This window comes from Microvirga lotononidis (genome assembly GCF_034627025.1).
In the GTDB taxonomy this organism is placed as follows: Bacteria; Pseudomonadota; Alphaproteobacteria; order Rhizobiales; family Beijerinckiaceae; genus Microvirga; species Microvirga lotononidis.
Genome location: NZ_CP141048.1, coordinates 1,477,515 through 1,494,192, shown reverse-complemented (window position 1 = coordinate 1,494,192; position 16,678 = coordinate 1,477,515). Strand labels below are relative to the sequence as shown.

Annotated in this window: 17 protein-coding genes and 1 tRNA gene; 16 read left to right on the top strand and 2 right to left on the bottom strand. The window is 62.4% G+C overall.

The window, feature by feature from the left end; translation table 11 throughout:
- A complete protein-coding gene (locus U0023_RS07035) occupies positions 1-420 on the bottom strand; it encodes a nuclear transport factor 2 family protein (RefSeq protein ID WP_009763037.1) in 420 nt (139 codons plus the stop codon).
- A gap of 202 nt (positions 421-622) precedes the next feature.
- Between U0023_RS07035 and U0023_RS07030 the strand changes: the two genes are divergently transcribed.
- The 7 genes from U0023_RS07030 (at position 623) to U0023_RS07000 (ending at position 7,275) form a co-directional block, all read left to right on the top strand.
- A complete protein-coding gene (locus U0023_RS07030; RefSeq protein WP_154661110.1) occupies positions 623-967 on the top strand; it encodes a hypothetical protein in 345 nt (114 codons plus the stop codon).
- Between the two features lie 191 nt (positions 968-1,158).
- Entirely contained in the window at positions 1,159-1,839 is a 681-nt protein-coding gene (locus U0023_RS07025; RefSeq protein ID WP_009763039.1) for a TerC family protein, read from the top strand.
- A 170-nt stretch (positions 1,840-2,009) separates the two neighbouring features.
- Positions 2,010-2,086: transfer RNA gene (locus U0023_RS07020), tRNA-Arg, on the top strand.
- Between the two features lie 110 nt (positions 2,087-2,196).
- The gene (locus U0023_RS07015; protein ID WP_154661111.1) at positions 2,197-2,655 is read left to right on the top strand and encodes a hypothetical protein; all 459 of its coding nucleotides are present in this window, start codon (positions 2,197-2,199) and stop codon (positions 2,653-2,655) included.
- 542 nt (positions 2,656-3,197) lie between these two features.
- Positions 3,198-4,730: a c-type cytochrome gene (locus U0023_RS07010; protein WP_009763040.1), complete on the top strand. Its 1,533-nt coding sequence runs from the start codon at positions 3,198-3,200 to the stop codon at positions 4,728-4,730.
- 8 nt (positions 4,731-4,738) lie between these two features.
- Entirely contained in the window at positions 4,739-5,497 is a 759-nt protein-coding gene (locus tag U0023_RS07005; RefSeq protein ID WP_009763041.1) for a gluconate 2-dehydrogenase subunit 3 family protein, read from the top strand.
- Between the two features lie 14 nt (positions 5,498-5,511).
- Positions 5,512-7,275 carry a GMC family oxidoreductase gene (locus tag U0023_RS07000; RefSeq protein WP_009763042.1) on the top strand — a complete coding sequence of 588 codons (1,764 nt, stop codon included), beginning with the start codon at positions 5,512-5,514 and terminating at the stop codon, positions 7,273-7,275.
- A gap of 14 nt (positions 7,276-7,289) precedes the next feature.
- On the opposite strand, the gene U0023_RS06995 is transcribed toward U0023_RS07000, so the two are convergent.
- A complete protein-coding gene (locus U0023_RS06995; RefSeq protein ID WP_009763043.1) occupies positions 7,290-7,790 on the bottom strand; it encodes a GlcG/HbpS family heme-binding protein in 501 nt (166 codons plus the stop codon).
- A gap of 586 nt (positions 7,791-8,376) precedes the next feature.
- Here U0023_RS06995 and U0023_RS06990 point away from each other — a divergent pair.
- From U0023_RS06990 to U0023_RS06950, 9 genes are all read left to right on the top strand, one after another.
- Complete coding sequence (locus U0023_RS06990) at positions 8,377-9,294, top strand: LysR family transcriptional regulator (protein WP_009763044.1); 918 nt, start codon at positions 8,377-8,379, stop codon at positions 9,292-9,294.
- Positions 9,295-9,392: 98 nt separating this feature from the next.
- On the top strand, positions 9,393-10,388 hold the full coding sequence (locus U0023_RS06985; RefSeq protein ID WP_009763045.1) for an ABC transporter substrate-binding protein: 996 nt from the start codon (positions 9,393-9,395) through the stop codon (positions 10,386-10,388).
- A 9-nt stretch (positions 10,389-10,397) separates the two neighbouring features.
- Complete coding sequence (locus tag U0023_RS06980; protein ID WP_009763046.1) at positions 10,398-10,937, top strand: deaminase; 540 nt, start codon at positions 10,398-10,400, stop codon at positions 10,935-10,937.
- Positions 10,934-11,713, top strand: a complete 780-nt coding sequence (locus U0023_RS06975; protein WP_009763047.1) for an ABC transporter ATP-binding protein — start codon at positions 10,934-10,936, stop codon at positions 11,711-11,713. Before U0023_RS06980 ends, U0023_RS06975 begins: the two co-directional genes overlap by 4 nt.
- A 61-nt stretch (positions 11,714-11,774) precedes the next feature.
- A complete protein-coding gene (locus U0023_RS06970; protein ID WP_245272981.1) occupies positions 11,775-12,515 on the top strand; it encodes an ABC transporter permease in 741 nt (246 codons plus the stop codon).
- Between the two features lie 35 nt (positions 12,516-12,550).
- Positions 12,551-13,630 (top strand): aromatic ring-hydroxylating oxygenase subunit alpha, encoded by a 1,080-nt coding sequence (locus tag U0023_RS06965; protein ID WP_009763049.1) that lies wholly within the window; start codon positions 12,551-12,553, stop codon positions 13,628-13,630.
- A 40-nt stretch (positions 13,631-13,670) separates the two neighbouring features.
- The gene (locus tag U0023_RS06960; RefSeq protein WP_322883776.1) at positions 13,671-14,591 is read left to right on the top strand and encodes a PDR/VanB family oxidoreductase; all 921 of its coding nucleotides are present in this window, start codon (positions 13,671-13,673) and stop codon (positions 14,589-14,591) included.
- A gap of 18 nt (positions 14,592-14,609) precedes the next feature.
- Positions 14,610-15,686, top strand: coding sequence for an aromatic ring-hydroxylating oxygenase subunit alpha (locus U0023_RS06955; RefSeq protein WP_009763051.1), 1,077 nt, complete (start codon positions 14,610-14,612; stop codon positions 15,684-15,686).
- Between the two features lie 518 nt (positions 15,687-16,204).
- A complete protein-coding gene (locus U0023_RS06950; protein ID WP_009763053.1) occupies positions 16,205-16,645 on the top strand; it encodes a lipid-binding SYLF domain-containing protein in 441 nt (146 codons plus the stop codon).
- The last annotated feature ends 33 nt before the right edge of the window (positions 16,646-16,678 follow it).

Genomic DNA, 16,678 nt, shown 5'->3' with positions numbered 1-16,678 from the left:
TTACGGCGTCGCGGCGGCGATGAGCCCAGCGGTGTCGTAAAACTCCTCGAAATCGACCGCCTTGCCGTTATGGAAACGCCAGATGTCGACCTTCCGGGTGTCCGCCACCTTGCCCGTCCCCTTGTGGCGCCAGACGGCCCGCCCGACCACGGCGATCCGGTCGCCCTGAGCGATAAACTCGCCCATGCTGTGGGAGATCATCTCCCAGTCGCGCATGAGGTCTTCCAGATAGGCCCGCACGCCGGACTTGCTGGTCCGTCGCATGGTGAAGGGGACTTCCGGCGCCCCCTCGGCGAGCGACCCGAGAGAAACATCGTCTGCGATGATATCCATCCAGCATTCGCAGTCGCTGCCTCTGGTGTCGACCCACCGGGCGTAGGTTTCGCGGAGAATGGAAACAGGATCGTCATGGGCTGCCATTGAGCTCTCCTATGGAAAGCAAGCTTGAGCGAGTCGCCCGCATGGAATGGTGAGGCACGAGCCGCCGCCTGCACAATGTCTATTTCGGTCTAGAGATTCGTTCGGCCCACATGCGTCCGCTCAGGTTGCCCTGAGGCTGCCGGTCGGGTTAGGGAGGGGAGGTTCGCCGCTTGGGAGCCCTTTCGCTCGAATGGACAGAGCATTGGCCCGACCCCGCATTTCACTTCCCTTCGTGCAGGCACTGCTCGGGCTGATCCTGCTTGCGTGGCTGCCGGCCATCGATCATGCGAATTCCGGGACTTCCTTCCTCATCCAGATCGAGGAGACCCTTTCGCTCTCGGGCCTGTCCGATGGTGGCGAAACCGACGGGGAGTCCTGTCCGGATACCTGGAAGGATGACCCGGGCAGCCCTGACGCTGCCCTTCCCGGGGACATTTCCTGCCGTTCGAGAGGCTTGACGGGGCTGGGCATCCGCCTCTTCCCCCCGCAATCCGGCAATGTCGCCCTCCTGGGATCCTTACGCGCGACGGGTCCCCCGCGGCTCTGAACGGACTTCAGTTTGGCCGCATGCGTAGCCTAAACGGCTGCGGGCCAATCGCGTCGCGCGCCGGAAACGGCGCCTTTCCTCTCTCCGCGAGCGCCTTCGAACCGCAGGGCCATGCCTTCATCCAGGTCTGGCCGGATTTTCAGGCAAGCTCCGGTCGCTGTTCGTCTCGAAGGCCAATCAAGTTCCCCATTATGGAAGACCTTTTTCCCCAAATCCTCAAACTCCTCGGCATCGTCTGGATCAACATCATCCTGTCCGGAGACAACGCCGTCGTCATTGCGCTGGCCTGCCGCGGCCTGCCGGAAGACAAGCGCCGCATCGGCATGGTGCTCGGTGCCGGCGTGGCGGTCGGCCTGCGCATCATTTTCACCATCGTCGTCGCGGCGCTCCTGACGACGCCCTTCCTGAAGATCGTCGGCGGGCTTCTCCTGCTCTGGATCGCCGTGAAGCTCCTGCACGGCGATGACGACGAGGGCGGCGTGAAGGAAACCGACCGCCTCTGGCATGCGGTCTGGACCGTCGTGGTGGCCGATGCCGTCATGAGCCTCGACAACGTCTTGGCCATCGCAGCGGTGGCGCAGGATTCCACCGTGCTGCTCGCCGTCGGCCTCGCCATTTCCATTCCGCTCATCGTGGCCGGCGCGGCCCTCATCATGAAGCTCCTGGACCGGTTCCCCCTGCTCGTCTGGGCCGGAGCGGCGCTTCTGGGCTGGGTCGCCGGGGAGATGCTGATCTCCGATCCATGGCTCGTCGGGCAACTCGGCCAGGAACTCAGCCACAAGGCGGAGATCCCCATCGCCATCGTCGGAGCCGCCCTGGTGCTTGCCGTCGGCTACGTCTCGCGCCAGCGGGCGGCAACGGACGAGGCCTAGAAACCACGAGATCGTTCCTGCCGGAGTCCGGGTGAGCCCTGCCTCCGGCAGGAGAATGGAAGGATCCCTCCGCGGCCGTCTTGAGAAAAGGGACGGCCGCACTCTCTTCCCGGCAGAGGTTGCCCTGCCGCCCGTAATCGGGTAGGGAAGAAACAGGCCGAAGGCCGCAAGCACCCGTAGCTCAGCTGGATAGAGCGTTGCCCTCCGAAGGCAAAGGTCACACGTTCGAATCGTGTCGGGTGCGCCATTTCTCTTCTCACTTTCAAGAACGCCGCGAACCAAGCCTAAGTCGTACAGCATGACTTTTGGTCTGCCTGAGCTGTGCCAAAGTGCGGATGGTTTGGCCCGTGAGGAAGAATGGGACTGGGCTACGAAACATCATGGATCAGCTTGGGACCATCCACCGCAGTCGATAAGGCCTGTGCGGCAAGCGTGTGGATCGAGGCGCCGGACGGCATCGCGACCTTCATGAGCCGCACGGTGTCGACGCTCGAGCGTCAGCCCTGTCTCCTTGCGACAGGCCTGTCCGTGGTGATCCTGCCGTCAACGCTCGGCAAATCCGGGACAGCCGCGATCAAAGGGACGCAGCCTTTGCGGCGTCTGCCAGCACTGGGTCACGGAGGCTGGGTGAGGGATGGGGCGTCTTCTTGGCGGCGTGGCGGGCATCGGCGAGAAAGCGGTCGATGGCCGGCAGAGCTTCCGAGAGAAGGCCGCCACGACCGAGATCACATTGACTTGGATCATGCCGAGTTCAGCGTGCAGGTCCGTATCGCGAGAAAAATCCCCGAAGACTCCGGCGCCGGCATTGTTGACTAGGAACTCCACCTCGACCCCTACTCGATGCACCGCTTGGAACAGCTTGGGCGGCCCATCGGGTTTCGAGAGATCGACTGACACGACTTCCGCTTGGGCGCCCTTCCATGCGCAAGGCCTCGGCTGCGCGATTCAATCCGTCCTCATGGCGGGCGGCAATGATCATCCTTGGCGAAGCAAAGGGCAATTTCAAATCCGATCCCGCTGGAGGCGCCGGTCGCAAGAGCAAAGTGCGAAAGGAGCCGCCATGGTACATTCTCCCGGCGCGGTCAGTCTGCGTTGGACCCCAACAATATGCAGCTACCAAGTGTTTCACGTGGAACATGAAAGTCATCCGTGAGGAGAGCTGTCGGGAGAGAGCTTAAAGAGTGAGGGCAACCGGTGTTGCCATATGTTCTTGGATCGCCAGACTCAGCGGGAATTGCGGAACTTCCAACGAAGTGGGTTGTTGACGGGAACCTCAATCTCGGGCGTTCGATGTCGGGCCGACACAGCCTTGGCCGTTTCACCGATGCCTGGCTTGGCCAGCGAGGGGACGCTCGAGCATGCGTGTCCTATCAGCAATCCTGCTCTCAGGTGTCGCGCTTTCCGGCCTCGTTCCTGCAGTGGCCCACGCAAGCTGTGCCGAAAATCTGACCAGGGTCCAGAGGGCCCTTCCGAGAGCCACATCCGACGTTAAAAGTCGCGTCGGCTCGCTTGTGGACGAGGCCGAAGCGAAGCTGAAGGCGCGCGATGCCGCTGGATGCGACGCGGCGACGTCGCAGGCACTTCAACTTCTGCAATTGCCTTCACTCCCTCCGATCCAATTATCGACGCCGCTGGCCGGCCCCCAGGAGCCGGCGCGCGCCAACAAGCCGTCAGAACCGGCCGCGTCCGCACAAAGAGCCTCGAACGATCCGAGGGCCGGAGCGAATGCCGGAGCGAATGCCGCGCCGCCGCCGGCTCCCGGAGCATCGACACCGGGAGCGACATCGCCCGCGGCGGTCGAGGCGGCGCGACGGAGCGCAGAGCCCAGCCAACGTACTCCTGGTCAGGCCACGCAACCCGCGCCGTCCGGCGGGGCCGGGCAAGCGGCCCAGACCCAACCTCAATCGCAAGGGCCCAGCACGCAAGTTCAGGCCAGCGCCCAGCCTCCCGCTGCCTCGGCGCTCCAGCCTGGACCGTCGGCAGCTTCCGGCGCGCCGGACACGCCATATTTCCTGTCCTCGCGCGATCTCATCGGCAGTCAGGTGGTCGATCCTGAGAATACCGGCCGCACTCTGGGCCGGGTCGCCAACATCATCATCGATAAAGTGACGGGGCGCACGACCTATGTGACGCTCGAATCCGGCGGCTTCCTCGGCTGGGATCGCAACCGGGTCATCATTCCCTACGGGATTCTCACATTCAGCGGACAATGGGACCGCCCCTCCCTGCGGGTTCCCGCGAGCAAGGTCGAGAATGCTCCCCAGGTCCGTGACCAGGATATCGATGCGCTCCTGCAGGATCCGGATTGGCGTCGAGCGGTTGCTCAATATTTCGGGACGGAACTCGCCGAGAATGCCCCCAATGCGGGCGGGCCCATAGGTCTTCAGGCCAATGCCGCGCCAACCGGTCCGCGTCGACCCGATTCAGGAACGCCAACCTCGTCCTCAAGCCCGACAGGACCGTTCTCCGACCCGAAGGCATCGCCTGGTGAAGGTGCGACCGGTCCCACCGCAGCGACTGGCGATCCTGCCGCAGCTCAGACAGCCGCAGGATCGACCTCAGGGGGAGCCGGCGGAGGTGCTGATCTGGCGCACGGCAAAGCCGCGGCTCAGCGCGCCTGCGCGGCATGCCATACCTTCGAGAAAGGTGGCCCCACACGGGTAGGGCCCAACCTGTTCGGAGTCACGGCACGGCCGATCGCCGGTATTTCCGACTATCGCTACTCGAATGCCTTGAAGGCCCATCAGGGAAATTGGGACCAAGCCCAGCTCGATGCCTTTCTCAAGAGCCCGCGCGGCTACGCTCCGGGAACCTACATGACTTTTCCCGGCATTAAATCGGACCAAGACCGTCAAGGTGTGATCGCCTATCTCGAAAGCCTCAAGGAGTGAGCGCCGACATGACCAACTCATCCGACGAGAGGCCCGCAAACCCATCAAGACGTCGCTTCATCATCGCGGGTGCGGCGGCGACGGCGGTCGCAGCGGAGGCCGCCCACGCTCAAGCTCCCGTGCCGGCAGACACGCCGCAACCGGCGCCGGCCGTACCTCAAAATCAGGTGCCGCGCCCTGGCCAGATTCCTGCTCCTGCGCCGCAAGGCTATCGTTTTCTGACGAACGCCGAAGTGGAAACGCTCACCGCAATGGTGGACCGGCTCATACCTGCGGACGATTTCGGCCCGGGGGGCGTGGAGGCGGGAGTCGTGACCTTCATCGACCGGGAGCTCGGCGGGCAGTTCGGCGCAGCCGCACGATGGTACATGGCGGGGCCATGGGCCGAGGGATCCCGCTCTCAGGGCTGGCAGCTCGCTTTGACGCCAGCTCAGATCTATCGCACAGCATTCATGGCGCTTGATCGTTGGTGCCTGGGCGTCAAGGGAAAGCGCTTCGTCGAGCTTGACGCAACTGATCAGGACGAAGTCCTGACTCTGCTGGAAGGCGGCAAGATCGAACTCGACGGCATTTCATCGGCGACGTTCTTCCAGGTTCTCTGGCAGAACACGGTCGAGGGCTATCTTGGCGATCCGCTTTACGGCGGCAATCGCGACATGGGCGCCTGGCGCATGATCAACTTCCCCGGCGCCAACCCGGTCCTGACGCCGGCGGTCGACCTTAATGGTGAACTCTACGAGATCGAGCCGATCGCCATCGGTAGCTGAAGCGGGAGGCCAGTATGCCGCGCGAGATGCCACACGTCGATGTCGTTATCATTGGTATGGGTTGGACGGGTGGCATCGCCGCTCGCGAACTTGCCGACACGGGATTGCGCATCGTCGGTTTCGAGCGGGGCCGCTATCGCGACACGATACCGGATTTTGCCGCACCGCAAGCCCTGGACGAGATCAAGTGGAACTCCCGCGGAGAGATCTTTCAGAATCTCGCTCGGGAGACGCTCACCTTTCGCAACAAGCCGGACGAGACGGCGCTTCCCATGCGCCGTCTCGGGGCATTCCTGCTTGGCGAGGGATTGGGCGGCGCCGGCCTGCACTGGAATGGCCAGCACTGGCGCTTCCAGCCGGCCGACTTCCAGATGAGGAGCCATAACGAGCAGCGCTACGGCAAGAATTTCATCGACCCCGAGTTGACCATCCAGGACTGGGGCGTGACCTATGACGACCTTGAGCCCTACTACGACAAGTTCGAGTATGTCTGCGGAACATCGGGCAAGGCCGGCAATCTGAAGGGAACCATTCAGCCGGGCGGCAACCCATTCGAGGCTCCGCGCTCACGCGAGTACCCGACGCCTCCCCTGAAACAGGGTCTCGGCCCGCGCCTTTTCGCAGAGGGCGCGAAGAGTGTCGGTTACAAGCCGTTTCCGCAGCCGGCCTCCAACATGAGTGCCGATTCCTATACCACTCCCGACGGCGTTCAAATGGGGCCCTGTACCTATTGCGGGTTCTGCGAACGCTACGGCTGCTACAATTGGTCAAAGGCAAGCCCGTTCAACACTGTCCTGCCGATCGCGCTCAAGAACCCGAACTTCGAGCTGCGCTGCGACAGTCATGTCACGCGAATCGAACTAACGCCCGACAGGAAGGCCGCGCGCGGGGTAACCTATTTCGATATTGCAGGCCGCGAGACGTTCCAGCCGGCGGACCTCGTCCTGCTGTGCGCCTATCAGATGCACAACGTGCGCCTGATGCTCATCTCAGGCATCGGGCAACCTTACGATCCCACAACTGGACAGGGCGTGGTCGGCAAGAATTTCGCCTATCAGACCATGTCCTATGCATACCCCTTCCATGCGGATAAGCGCATGAATGCCTATGCCGGCGCCGGCGCGATGGGAATGGTGATCGACGAGTTCAATTCCGACAATTTCGACCATGGCCCGCACGGATTCGTGGGCGGCGGGTACATTCTCGGACAAACCACCGGCGCGCGTCCGATCCAGCAGACGGTCCTGCCGGACGGAACGCCGACCTGGGGGTCCGGCTGGAAAAGAGCCCTGCACGATTGGTATGACCGAACCTACACTATCCAGGCTCATGGCGGGAGCACCGCACGGCGCACGAACTACCTCGATCTCGATCCGACTTATCGCGACGCCTACGGTATGCCGCTCCTGCGTGTGACCTTCGACTTCCCGCAGAACGATCTCAAGATGCGGCAATTCCTGACCGACAGAATGACCGAAATCGCCCGCGCTACGAACCCGACACATCTGAAGATATCGCTGCCGCCGGTTCCGTTCAGCATCGTGCCGTATCAGACGACGCATACCACGGGGGGAGCCATTACGGGCACTGATCGCACGACCTCGGCGATCAGCACCTATCTCCAGAGCTGGGATGTGCCGAACGTCTTCGTCCATGGGGCGTCGGCGTTTCCGCAGAACGCAGGCTACAATCCTACCAACACGGTGGCGGCCCTGACCTATCGGTCACTGGAGGCCGTGAAGGCGCGATACCTCAGTAATCCGGGCCAGCTTCTCTGACGGATGAACTTCTTTCATGGCAAGAGCGCTCGGGCTCCGGCCTCTGCGATCTGCTGGTCATGCGCAGGCGTGTCGGCCGATACGCCGATAGCGCCGACGATTTCATCATTCACCATGAGAGGCACGCCGCCCTGCATCTGTACGAAGCCTGGCGCCGTGACCGCGGCTGTTCTTCCCCGGTTGATGGTTTCCTCCAGGGCCTGCGTCGGCTTCCGGTAGGCTGCCGCTGCCCTGGCTTTGCCCGGCGCAATCTCGACACTTGCCAGCATAGGGGCATGATCCATGCGCTCCAACAGGATCAACCAGCCTCCATCGTCGACGACGGCCAGCACTGCAGGCGCATTGTTGCGCTGTGCCTCAGCTTCCGCAGCAGCGATCACTCGGCGCGCCGCCTCCAGAGTTAGAACCCTCTTTTGCGGCAGCTGACCCTGTGCTTGCGACCAGGCCGGAAAGCTGGAGGCAGTCAGCGTGAGTATGAGCAAACCTCCAACGGCGGAATGATAGGTCGCTTTCATGATCCTCTCCTAGCCATTGGAGCCCACTTTGCTCGACACCGGACAATGGGATGATAACTCGCACCATGAGTTTGATGTTGCAGCGGGGCCTTTCCCTCGACGTGCTATGGACTTGGGTCGTCAGGGTTTGTGTCCGTGGTGCCGGTTCCCAGATGTTGCGCTTGGTCGAGGCGAACGGACGCGGCTAGGTCCTGATGGAAGGACCGGTCCATGTCGCGCCGGTGCCATCGGGCCCGTGACTGTCAATGGCGCCACCCACCCGATACAGGATCCGGCTCCGGCTGTCTGTCCGAAGCAGCAGTCTCCTCTCATCGTATGGCTTCACCCAGAGGTCGAACCATGCTGCCGGAATCAACGAATTCGGGAATCCTTCGGACGACGGGTCCTTTTGGGGTCTCATCAATCGGCTCAGATTGACCGGCTCAAGACATTCCCAGGGCAGCGAAGGCGGCATATCCTGCCGCTCTGATAGCCGCCCGGGCAACAGGCGCGCCAGACTCGGACAGATACGTGCAGGGGCGTCTTAATGCAGGCGCCGGAGGTTCCGTCGATCGCATGCCAGCCACTCCAGGATTCGGTATAAGCCATGCATACCCGCCTTCTGAATTACTTCGACGCCATCGTCCGCCACGGGTCCATTCGGAAGGCGGCCGAGGCGGTCAACGTGGCCCCGTCGGCCATCAATCGGCATCTCCTGGAGCTTGAGGGTCTCGTTGGAGCACCATTGTTCGATCGTCTCCCGCGCGGGCTCAGACTCACGGCGGCCGGAGAAATCCTTTCGCTGCACATCCGTACGACATTGCGTGACTATGGCCGCGCGATCTCGGAAATCGAGCAACTAAAGACAGGCACGCGGGGTCAAGTGACAATCACATGTATCGAAAGCGCCCTTGCAGATATCCTGCCGGATGCCGTCCGTGCCTTTGCCGATCGCTTCCCCCGCATTGAGATAAGGATCATCGGCAGCCCGGCCGACGAGGCAGTCCGGCTGGTGTCCGAGGGCCAGGCTGACGTGTGCATGATTTTCAATCCTCCGCCACGGCTTCCGCTCATCCAGGTCGCGGCAACGGAATTCCCCCTCGGGATCGTTGCGGCTCCCGATCACCCGCTGGCTTCACTCAAATCGGCGACGCTTACCGATCTGGTCGGTCACCAGCTCATTCTGCCGGATGAGTCGATTACGATCCACCAACAGATCAACAATGTCCTCGCGAGCTCGGCTCTGCGCCTGAAGCCCCGGATCGTTTGCAATAGCATTACCTTCATGAGCAGCTACGTTGAAGCCGGTGGAGCCGTGACCGTCATGACGCCGGTTGGCATCGCCAATAAGCTCAAGTCCGGTCAGTTGGTCTTCAAGCCGCTCAGGGATCGCGGGATTCCGGCCCAGCGCCTCATCGCCGGAGTCCCGGATGCGTCTCTGCCGATCGCCGCAGCCAATTTCTGCCAGCATCTACGCACATTCCTCCCCACATGGCACATCACGGCCGGCGGTGAGGCCGCCTGAGCGTTCTCATTTTGAGGACGCTGGTGCCGCAAATCGATGCTGGTCGTGCTCGCCCAAAGCTGTTCCATTTTGCCTGTCCAAGGCAAAGGAACCACCTCATGGCGGCCATTCGCATCAAAAGCCTCGTTCTCTCAATGACCATGTCGCTTGCAGGGCTCACATCCGCTTCATCGGCCGAAAAGGTAGTCTACCAGCTCGGATGGGTGCCCGGCGGGTCAAATGCTATCGAGTACGTCGCCAAGGCCCGCGGCTTGTTCGCCGCAGAGGGCCTTGACGTCGATATTCTCAGCGGCAATGGCGGCAGCGATACTCTTACCCGCGTTGCCGCCGGGGCTGCCGATATCGGAATTGTCGGCATCGAGTCCGTCATGGGCGCACTCGCCGAGCAGAAGCTGCCGGTCAAGGTCGTATTCGCGCTCTACAACAAAAAGCCCGACTCGATACACGTTCCAGCATCCTCGCCCGTCAAGGCGATTGCTGATCTCAAGGGCAGAAAGCTCGCGACGGCGAGCTTCTCGAGTTCCAATGTCGTCTGGCCGATCTTCGCCAAACGGAACGGCCTTGATCCGGCGAGCGTCGAACTCATGAAGGTCGACGCGGCCGCAGTGGCGCCAATGATGGCGGCCGGACAGGCCGACGCCCTCATCAACTGGGTCACTGTCGCGGCCCTCGATGCCGCGGTCATGAAGGAGGCCGGAAAGGGCATGCGGGTCATTCCGTGGTCCGACTTCGGCTACGAAGGCTATGGACAGTCTCTCGTCGTCAATGAGAACCTGCTGTCCAAGAAGCCCGAGGTGGTGAAGGCATTTCTGCGCGCCTTCGTGAAGGCGACCGCGATCGCCATCGCCGATCCACGAGACGCTGGCAACGCGATCCACGAAATCGTCCCAGAGGTCGATCCCGTCATCGCCAGCCAGGAATTCGCGGCGTCGATCCCCTTGATCCAAAATGAAATCAGCAAGAAGGACGGATTGGGTGCGATCGAGGCCAATCGGCTGAAGACGACCTGGGATTGGGTCGCTCAATCCCGCTCGCTCCCACAGGACGCGATCAATCCGGCTGCGCTCATCGACATGACGTACTTGCCGAAGTGAGGGTGGACGATGAGCGGAGTTGAAGTCACGGAGATCAGTGCATCGGACGAGGCTCGCCTCCGAGAGACCATCGACGACGCCTGGTCAGCCAGCCGGAATGGAATCAGGCCGTTCGCCGCGCAGATCGTCGATACCGACGGCACCGTCCTGGCACGCGTCATCAATGTCGTCGCGCAAACCAACGATCCCACCGCGCACGCGGAGGTTCATGCGATCCGGGTGGCCGCCATGAAGATCGGCCGCCCCGACGGGCTGGCCGGTGCGACCCTGTACGCCAGCGCGGAACCTTGCGCGATGTGCGCGGCGGCCGCGCATTGGGCGGGGCTTGCCAAGGTGATCTTCGGTGTCGGCGAGGAGAGGCTGCGCGTGCTTTATGGCTCGACCGACATCCTGCGCCCGATCACCATGTCGTGCCGCGAGGTGATCGCCTCAGGCGGCAATGTGGTGAGCGTCGTCGGGCCAGTGCTCGAAAGCGAAGCGGCGGCCCCGCATGTGGGATTCTGGACATCCGCCTCCTCCGAAGTGTCGCGCTCCGAGCGGATGTCATGAGTACGCCGGCCATAAGCTTCAGAGCGATCGCCCATGACTTTCGATCAACGGATGGCAGCGTCGTCAGGGCACTTCATCACATCGACATGGAGATCAGACATGGCGAGTTCGCAGTGGTGGTCGGGCCGTCGGGTTGCGGTAAGTCGACCCTGTTGCGTCTCATCGCTGGGCTGATCGCCCCGACTGCCGGATCTGTGCGGGTGTTCGACCATCCCGTCACAGGGCCGCGTGACGATATCGGGATCGTGTTTCAGAAGCCGACCCTTCTGCCGTGGCTGGACGTCTTGTCCAACATCACGTTTCCCATTCGGCATCGCGGCCAGCTGGTGACGGCCGCGGATACCGAGCGAGCGCTGGACTTGCTCGATCTTGTCGGCTTGGCGGACTTCCGGAAGAAGTTTCCCGACGAGCTGTCTGGCGGGATGCAGCAGCGCGTGGGCATCGCGCGGGCGTTGCTGTCGGAACCGGATATTCTGCTGATGGATGAGCCATTCTCCGCCCTGGATGCGTTGACCCGCGACGAGATGAGCTTCGAGTTGCTCCGGCTGTGGTCGGCACGGCGGGGCACGGCTCTCTTCATCACCCATTCGATCACCGAGGCCGTTCTCCTGGCAGACCGGATCTTCGTCATGTCGCCGCGTCCGGGGCGCATCCGCGAAACCCTGGCCGTCGACCTCCCGCGCCCGCGCACCCCGGAAACCTTGCGCGCCCCGCGTTTCCAAGAGCTGGCCGCCCATATCCGCAACCAACTCCTCGGAACCCATGAGCTCCATTGACACAATTCGTTCGCAGCCTGTCCCTCGGCGGATCTCCTTACGGGGTGACTGGATCTATCCCGTGGCTACGGTGGCGTGCACGCTTCTGCTCTGGGAGGGCGTTTGCCGCATGGCAGCCGTGCCGCCCTGGCTGCTTCCCGCCCCCTGGCAGATTGCCGTGGCGGGATTCGCTGTGCCTATGGCGATGTGGTTCGAGCACCTTCAAGCGACCCTTCGCGTCGTCCTCATGGGCTTCGGCCTCGCCCTCGTCATCAGCTTTCCACTTGCCATAGCCATTACGGTCTCGCCCGTTTTCAGGCGCTGCATATACCCCCTGTTGGTCATCGTTCAATCGACGCCCGTCGTCGCGGTGGCACCGATCTTGGTCGTCACGCTCGGCGCGACTGAACTGCCGCGCGTTGTGATCACTGCGATGATCACGTTCTTCCCGCTCGTCGTAGGGATCTCGACGGGCCTTGCGCAAACGCCTTCCGAGTTGATCGAGCTCAGCCGGTCTCTCGGTGCGCCCATAGCGAACCAGTACCGTCACATCCGGCTGCCATTCGCTCTACCGTATATTTTCTCCGCGATCCGCGTGTCCATCACGCTTGCCGTCATCGGGGCCGTCGTCGCGGAGTTCGTCGCGGCCGAAAAGGGAATTGGCTACTTCATTCGATCCTCGACTTCGTTCTTCAAGATACCGCAAGCTTTCGCAGCCTTGCTCGTCTTGGTGGCGTCGAGCCTCTTTCTCTTCCAAGCTGTCAATCTCGTCCAACGGTTCCTCTTTCCTCGCAGCCTGCCTGCGGGGAGCGGCCAATCCTGACATAGCTCCTTCCACTAGAACCGGGACAACCTTCTATGGATGATCTCAAGCTCATCACCGCTCTGGACGACGCGCCGAGTCCGGAAGCGATCACTGGCTTTCGCACGGGGATGATGCCGTTCTGGCATCCTGTTCTCGAAGCTTCGGCTCTCGAATGTGGCGGCCCTACCGGTGTTCGGCTCCTTGGCCGAAATCTGGTGCTTGCCCGCCTTGACGGGGAGATCGTCGTGTTCCCGGATGTGTGCCGGCACTTCCAGGCGCGACTTTCGCTGGGAACTCTTGTCCAGGTGAACGGGGAACAGGCGTTGCAATGTCCCTATCACGGATGGGCATTCGGAACAGGGGGGCGATGCGTGCGCATCCCTCAATTGGCGCCGGGGCGGAAGATCCCGATGACGGCCAACCTGACCAGCTACCGCGCCGTTGAGCGCTATGGGATCATCTGGGTCTGCTTGGCTGACGAGGCCACGTTTCCGATTCCGGACTTTCCGGAGATGGGGGACACCTCCTTCCGAAAGGTCCGTCTGCGGGAGACAAAGCCGATGCGCACCAGCTCAACTCGGATGATCATGGGCACGTTGGACGACACGCACTTTCCGTGGGTCCACGAGGGCATTCTAGGCGATCGGAACAAGCCGGAGCCGCCAAACCACAAGGTGTGGCGGCAAGACAACGAGCTTGTCGTCCAATACGAGGTGGAGCAGCCCCCGGGTCTGATGACGACCGACATGTCGCGGCCGGATGCGCAGCGCGCGGGCCCTGTCAGGATCCTCTACACCGACCATGTCGGCATGCCGAACGTGATACGGCTTGTGAAGGACACAGATGCCGGCCGGTACGTGATATGGCTGGCGACGTCTCCGGTCGACTACAACACGACGATCAACTTCTGGATCTTCGCCCGCAACTATGACCTCAATCCGGCGAGCGATGCCGCCTATGAGGCCATGTCGGCTCATGTTCGCCTGCAGGATAAACCCATCATCGAGAGCCAGCGCCCTTGGCTGATCCCGCCGTTTTGGACACGGGTCGAGCTTCCTATGGGGCCGGGCGACCTTCCCCTCATGGAATATCAGAAATGGATCGAGGAACTCGGGATCGCCACCGCCATCTGACAGGAGAGCTGCGATGATGCAGATCGTTCGAATCGGGGCGATGACGGCGATCGCGGAAGGCATAGTTGCGTTCGAACTGGTGCCTGAAGGTGATACGGCCCTGCTCCCTTTTACGGCGGGCGCCCACATTGACGTTTACACGCCAAGCGGGCATGTCAGGCAATACTCGCTCGTCAACGACGAAAGCGAGCGCCACCGCTATATTGTCGCCGTTCAGTGGGACGCTGCCGGGCGCGGCGGTTCGGCGTCCATGCATAATCTTGGTGTGGGTGCAGTCCTTCATGTTGGACAGCCAAGAAACACCTTTGAACTTGTCCGAGACGATGTGCCGACGGTTTTGCTGGCAGGAGGGATCGGGATTACGCCGCTGATCGCGATGGCGCACGTCCTTCTACGGCGAGGGCGGCCGTTCGAGCTGCACTATGCCGTGCGCGCGGATAACCGCGTCGCCTTCCGCGATTTCCTTGACAGAGGCGGAGACGGCATGGCGTGCGCCATCTATCGTGATGACGACCCGCCGGAGTGGCGGTTCGATGCCGGGAGCCTTGCGGCCCGCATTAAGGACGGGGCGCGGGTCTATATGTGCGGGCCTTCGGGGTTCATGGATGCGGTGAGCCGGGCCTGTGCCTCACGTCCGGATATCGACCTCAGGCTTGAACGCTTCGCCGCACCTGAGCCTGCCGGTCCGGGCCCCGAGTTTACCGTAAGCTTGGCGCGCAGGGGCCTCTCAGTCCCGGTTCCAGCCGGCGCGACAATCCTGGAGACTTTGCGCGGCGAAGGGATCGAGCCTGATGTCAGCTGCGAGCAGGGAGTGTGTGGGACCTGTCTCACGACGGTTCTGGAGGGACAGATCGACCATCGCGATTACTTTCTCTCGGCGCATGATCACAAGGCCGGCGATCGCATGCTCATTTGCGTCTCTCGGGGCAAACCGGGAACGACCCTCGTCCTTGATCTTTGATCTGGAGATCCGATAGCGATGTTCCTCCCCGCCAAGAACAGCAACACGCCGAAATCCAGGCTTCCCAGGAATTGCAGCTTCGTGCCGGCGGACTGGCATATTCTCGCGTCTTATTGGCACCCAGTCGCCTGGTCGACCAACGTGACGGACCACCCGGTCGGAGCGAGGTTGCTGGACATCCCGCTCGTGCTCTGGCGCTCGCACGGACATGTCCATGCCGCTAAGGACCTCTGCATGCACCGTGGGGCCCAACTCAGCATGGGCGCGATCCGGGACGGTCTTCTGGTCTGTCCTCTCCACGGGTTCCACTATGACGGCAGCGGCGCCTGCCGCAAGATCCCGGCGCTTTCGGCCGATGCTCCTATCCCCGTCAAGCTGCGCTTGGAAAGTTATCTCTGCGAGGAACGCTATGGGATGATCTGGGTATGCCTTGATGAGCAGCCGGCGGCGCCGATTCCAGAATGGCCCCATATTGAAAGCGGCAGCGGCAACCTTGCGCGGGTGCGGGGAACCTGGCGCGCATCGGCGGCCCGGCACGTGGAGAATTTCAACGACCTCTGCCACATCCCGTTCGTTCATCAGGGAACGTTTGGAGGGGCAGAGGATCGCGTCATCGAGCCCTATGACGTATCGGTTGGAGATCTCACCTTGAGCTTTCAGGCGGAGTATCATGAGAAGGTGCGGTATGCCGAAAAGACGGAAGGCGAACTCCCGCTCCGCCATCGCCGATACATCTATCGATTGTCTTTGCCGTTCAGCAGCTACCTCCAGCTCTACGACGTGACGAACGACACGACATTCAGGGTGTATGACGTGGCATCTCCCGTGAGTGCGACGGTCTCCGAGATCTTTCAGATCCTGATCGACGACACGGGCCAGATCGATCCGGCGGCGATGGTCGAATTCCAGTCCCGGATCAACGCAGAAGACGCTCCTTTGATCGAGGCGCAGTCACCCTTGGAGCTTCCGCTTGATCTGAGGGATGAGATCCATACTCCGGCCGACCGAATGTCGATCGAGTACCGGCGGTCGCTGGTGAGGCTGGGACTCGGGGCGGAGACCATCCTGGGGACGAAGGCGCCTGCCTCGATTTGAATGAGCGCTCAATCGAGCTTGTCCCGTTGCTGCGGAGAGCCATTGCTCGCTATTCGGCCCGGCTTTCGAGCCGAGCCCGGCTCGCATGGTCGAGTGACGCCGAACGGTTTCAGGGAAGCCGCCGGAAGCTTGCATGCCATGATCCCGCGCATTCAGGCGTTGACCTCCCCGACCCAGACCCTGGCTCCTCGGTGAACCGGCTGCCGGGGCTCTTTCTAGCGTAGCAATGACGCAAAATGACAAGCGCCTGTCCCAAACGATCAAGCGATTGCCGCTGACGGAATCAGAATGGATCGACCTGATGGCAGGCTGTGCGCTCCGTGCGGCGCGCCGGAAGACGGGAGAATTTCATGAGCAGAACTCTCTTGGCTCTGAGCGCGCCTGCGGCCGGCACCCGCGTGGTCGCGGTTGGGGCCGCGGTCCTGCGCGGCCGCCCCAGTGTCGGTGACGCCCGCATCGGTTGAGGTCGTGTCGGCGACCCCGACGGCATTCGCATTCATGCACGGAAGGAGTGATCGATGTTCAGGGTTTCAAACGCTCTTCGATGTGGCCTGATCGCGTTTTCGGCCCTCGTCATGGGATCGGTGGAACCAGGATGGGCCGCGACCGGGACAGTGCACATAGAGATCGCAAAGGCGGGCTTCATCGTCGGCGTCGGCGGCGGTCGCGGAACGCTCGTCTTCCAGGGACGGCGTTACCCCCTGAGCGTCGGAGGCCTGAGCTTCGGCGCGACGATCGGCGCATCGAAGGCCGAACTTGTGGGCCGCGCCTATAACCTGCGTCGCGCCTCCGACATTGCCGGCACCTACACGGCTGTCGGCGGCGGTGTTGCCGTGGGCGGCGGGGCATCCGGCATTCGGCTGCAGAACGCGAAGGGCGTCGTCCTCGAGCTTCGCGGCCGGACCATCGGCCTCGAGCTCAACGCGAATGTGAGCGGCGTGGAGATCGGTCTGCGGTGAGGCCGGGCGCGAAGAACGCTGGGACGGCGGTGA

What these genes read in the sequence shown, in the direction of transcription:
- U0023_RS07015 (WP_154661111.1), top strand. Translation starts at nt 2,197, where the DNA reads ATGGGACTGGGCTACGAAACATCATGGATCAGCTTGGGACCATCCACC.
- U0023_RS06975 (WP_009763047.1), top strand. Translation starts at nt 10,934, where the DNA reads ATGAGTACGCCGGCCATAAGCTTCAGAGCGATCGCCCATGACTTTCGA.
- U0023_RS06950 (WP_009763053.1), top strand. Translation starts at nt 16,205, where the DNA reads ATGTTCAGGGTTTCAAACGCTCTTCGATGTGGCCTGATCGCGTTTTCG.
- U0023_RS06965 (WP_009763049.1), top strand. Translation starts at nt 12,551, where the DNA reads ATGGATGATCTCAAGCTCATCACCGCTCTGGACGACGCGCCGAGTCCG.
- U0023_RS06960 (WP_322883776.1), top strand. Translation starts at nt 13,671, where the DNA reads ATGACGGCGATCGCGGAAGGCATAGTTGCGTTCGAACTGGTGCCTGAA.
- U0023_RS07025 (WP_009763039.1), top strand. Translation starts at nt 1,159, where the DNA reads ATGGAAGACCTTTTTCCCCAAATCCTCAAACTCCTCGGCATCGTCTGG.
- U0023_RS06985 (WP_009763045.1), top strand. Translation starts at nt 9,393, where the DNA reads ATGGCGGCCATTCGCATCAAAAGCCTCGTTCTCTCAATGACCATGTCG.
- U0023_RS06990 (WP_009763044.1), top strand. Translation starts at nt 8,377, where the DNA reads ATGCATACCCGCCTTCTGAATTACTTCGACGCCATCGTCCGCCACGGG.
- U0023_RS06980 (WP_009763046.1), top strand. Translation starts at nt 10,398, where the DNA reads ATGAGCGGAGTTGAAGTCACGGAGATCAGTGCATCGGACGAGGCTCGC.
- U0023_RS06995 (WP_009763043.1), bottom strand. Translation starts at nt 7,790, where the DNA reads ATGAAAGCGACCTATCATTCCGCCGTTGGAGGTTTGCTCATACTCACG.
- U0023_RS07005 (WP_009763041.1), top strand. Translation starts at nt 4,739, where the DNA reads ATGACCAACTCATCCGACGAGAGGCCCGCAAACCCATCAAGACGTCGC.
- U0023_RS07000 (WP_009763042.1), top strand. Translation starts at nt 5,512, where the DNA reads ATGCCGCGCGAGATGCCACACGTCGATGTCGTTATCATTGGTATGGGT.
- U0023_RS07035 (WP_009763037.1), bottom strand. Translation starts at nt 420, where the DNA reads ATGGCAGCCCATGACGATCCTGTTTCCATTCTCCGCGAAACCTACGCC.
- U0023_RS06955 (WP_009763051.1), top strand. Translation starts at nt 14,610, where the DNA reads ATGTTCCTCCCCGCCAAGAACAGCAACACGCCGAAATCCAGGCTTCCC.
- U0023_RS07010 (WP_009763040.1), top strand. Translation starts at nt 3,198, where the DNA reads ATGCGTGTCCTATCAGCAATCCTGCTCTCAGGTGTCGCGCTTTCCGGC.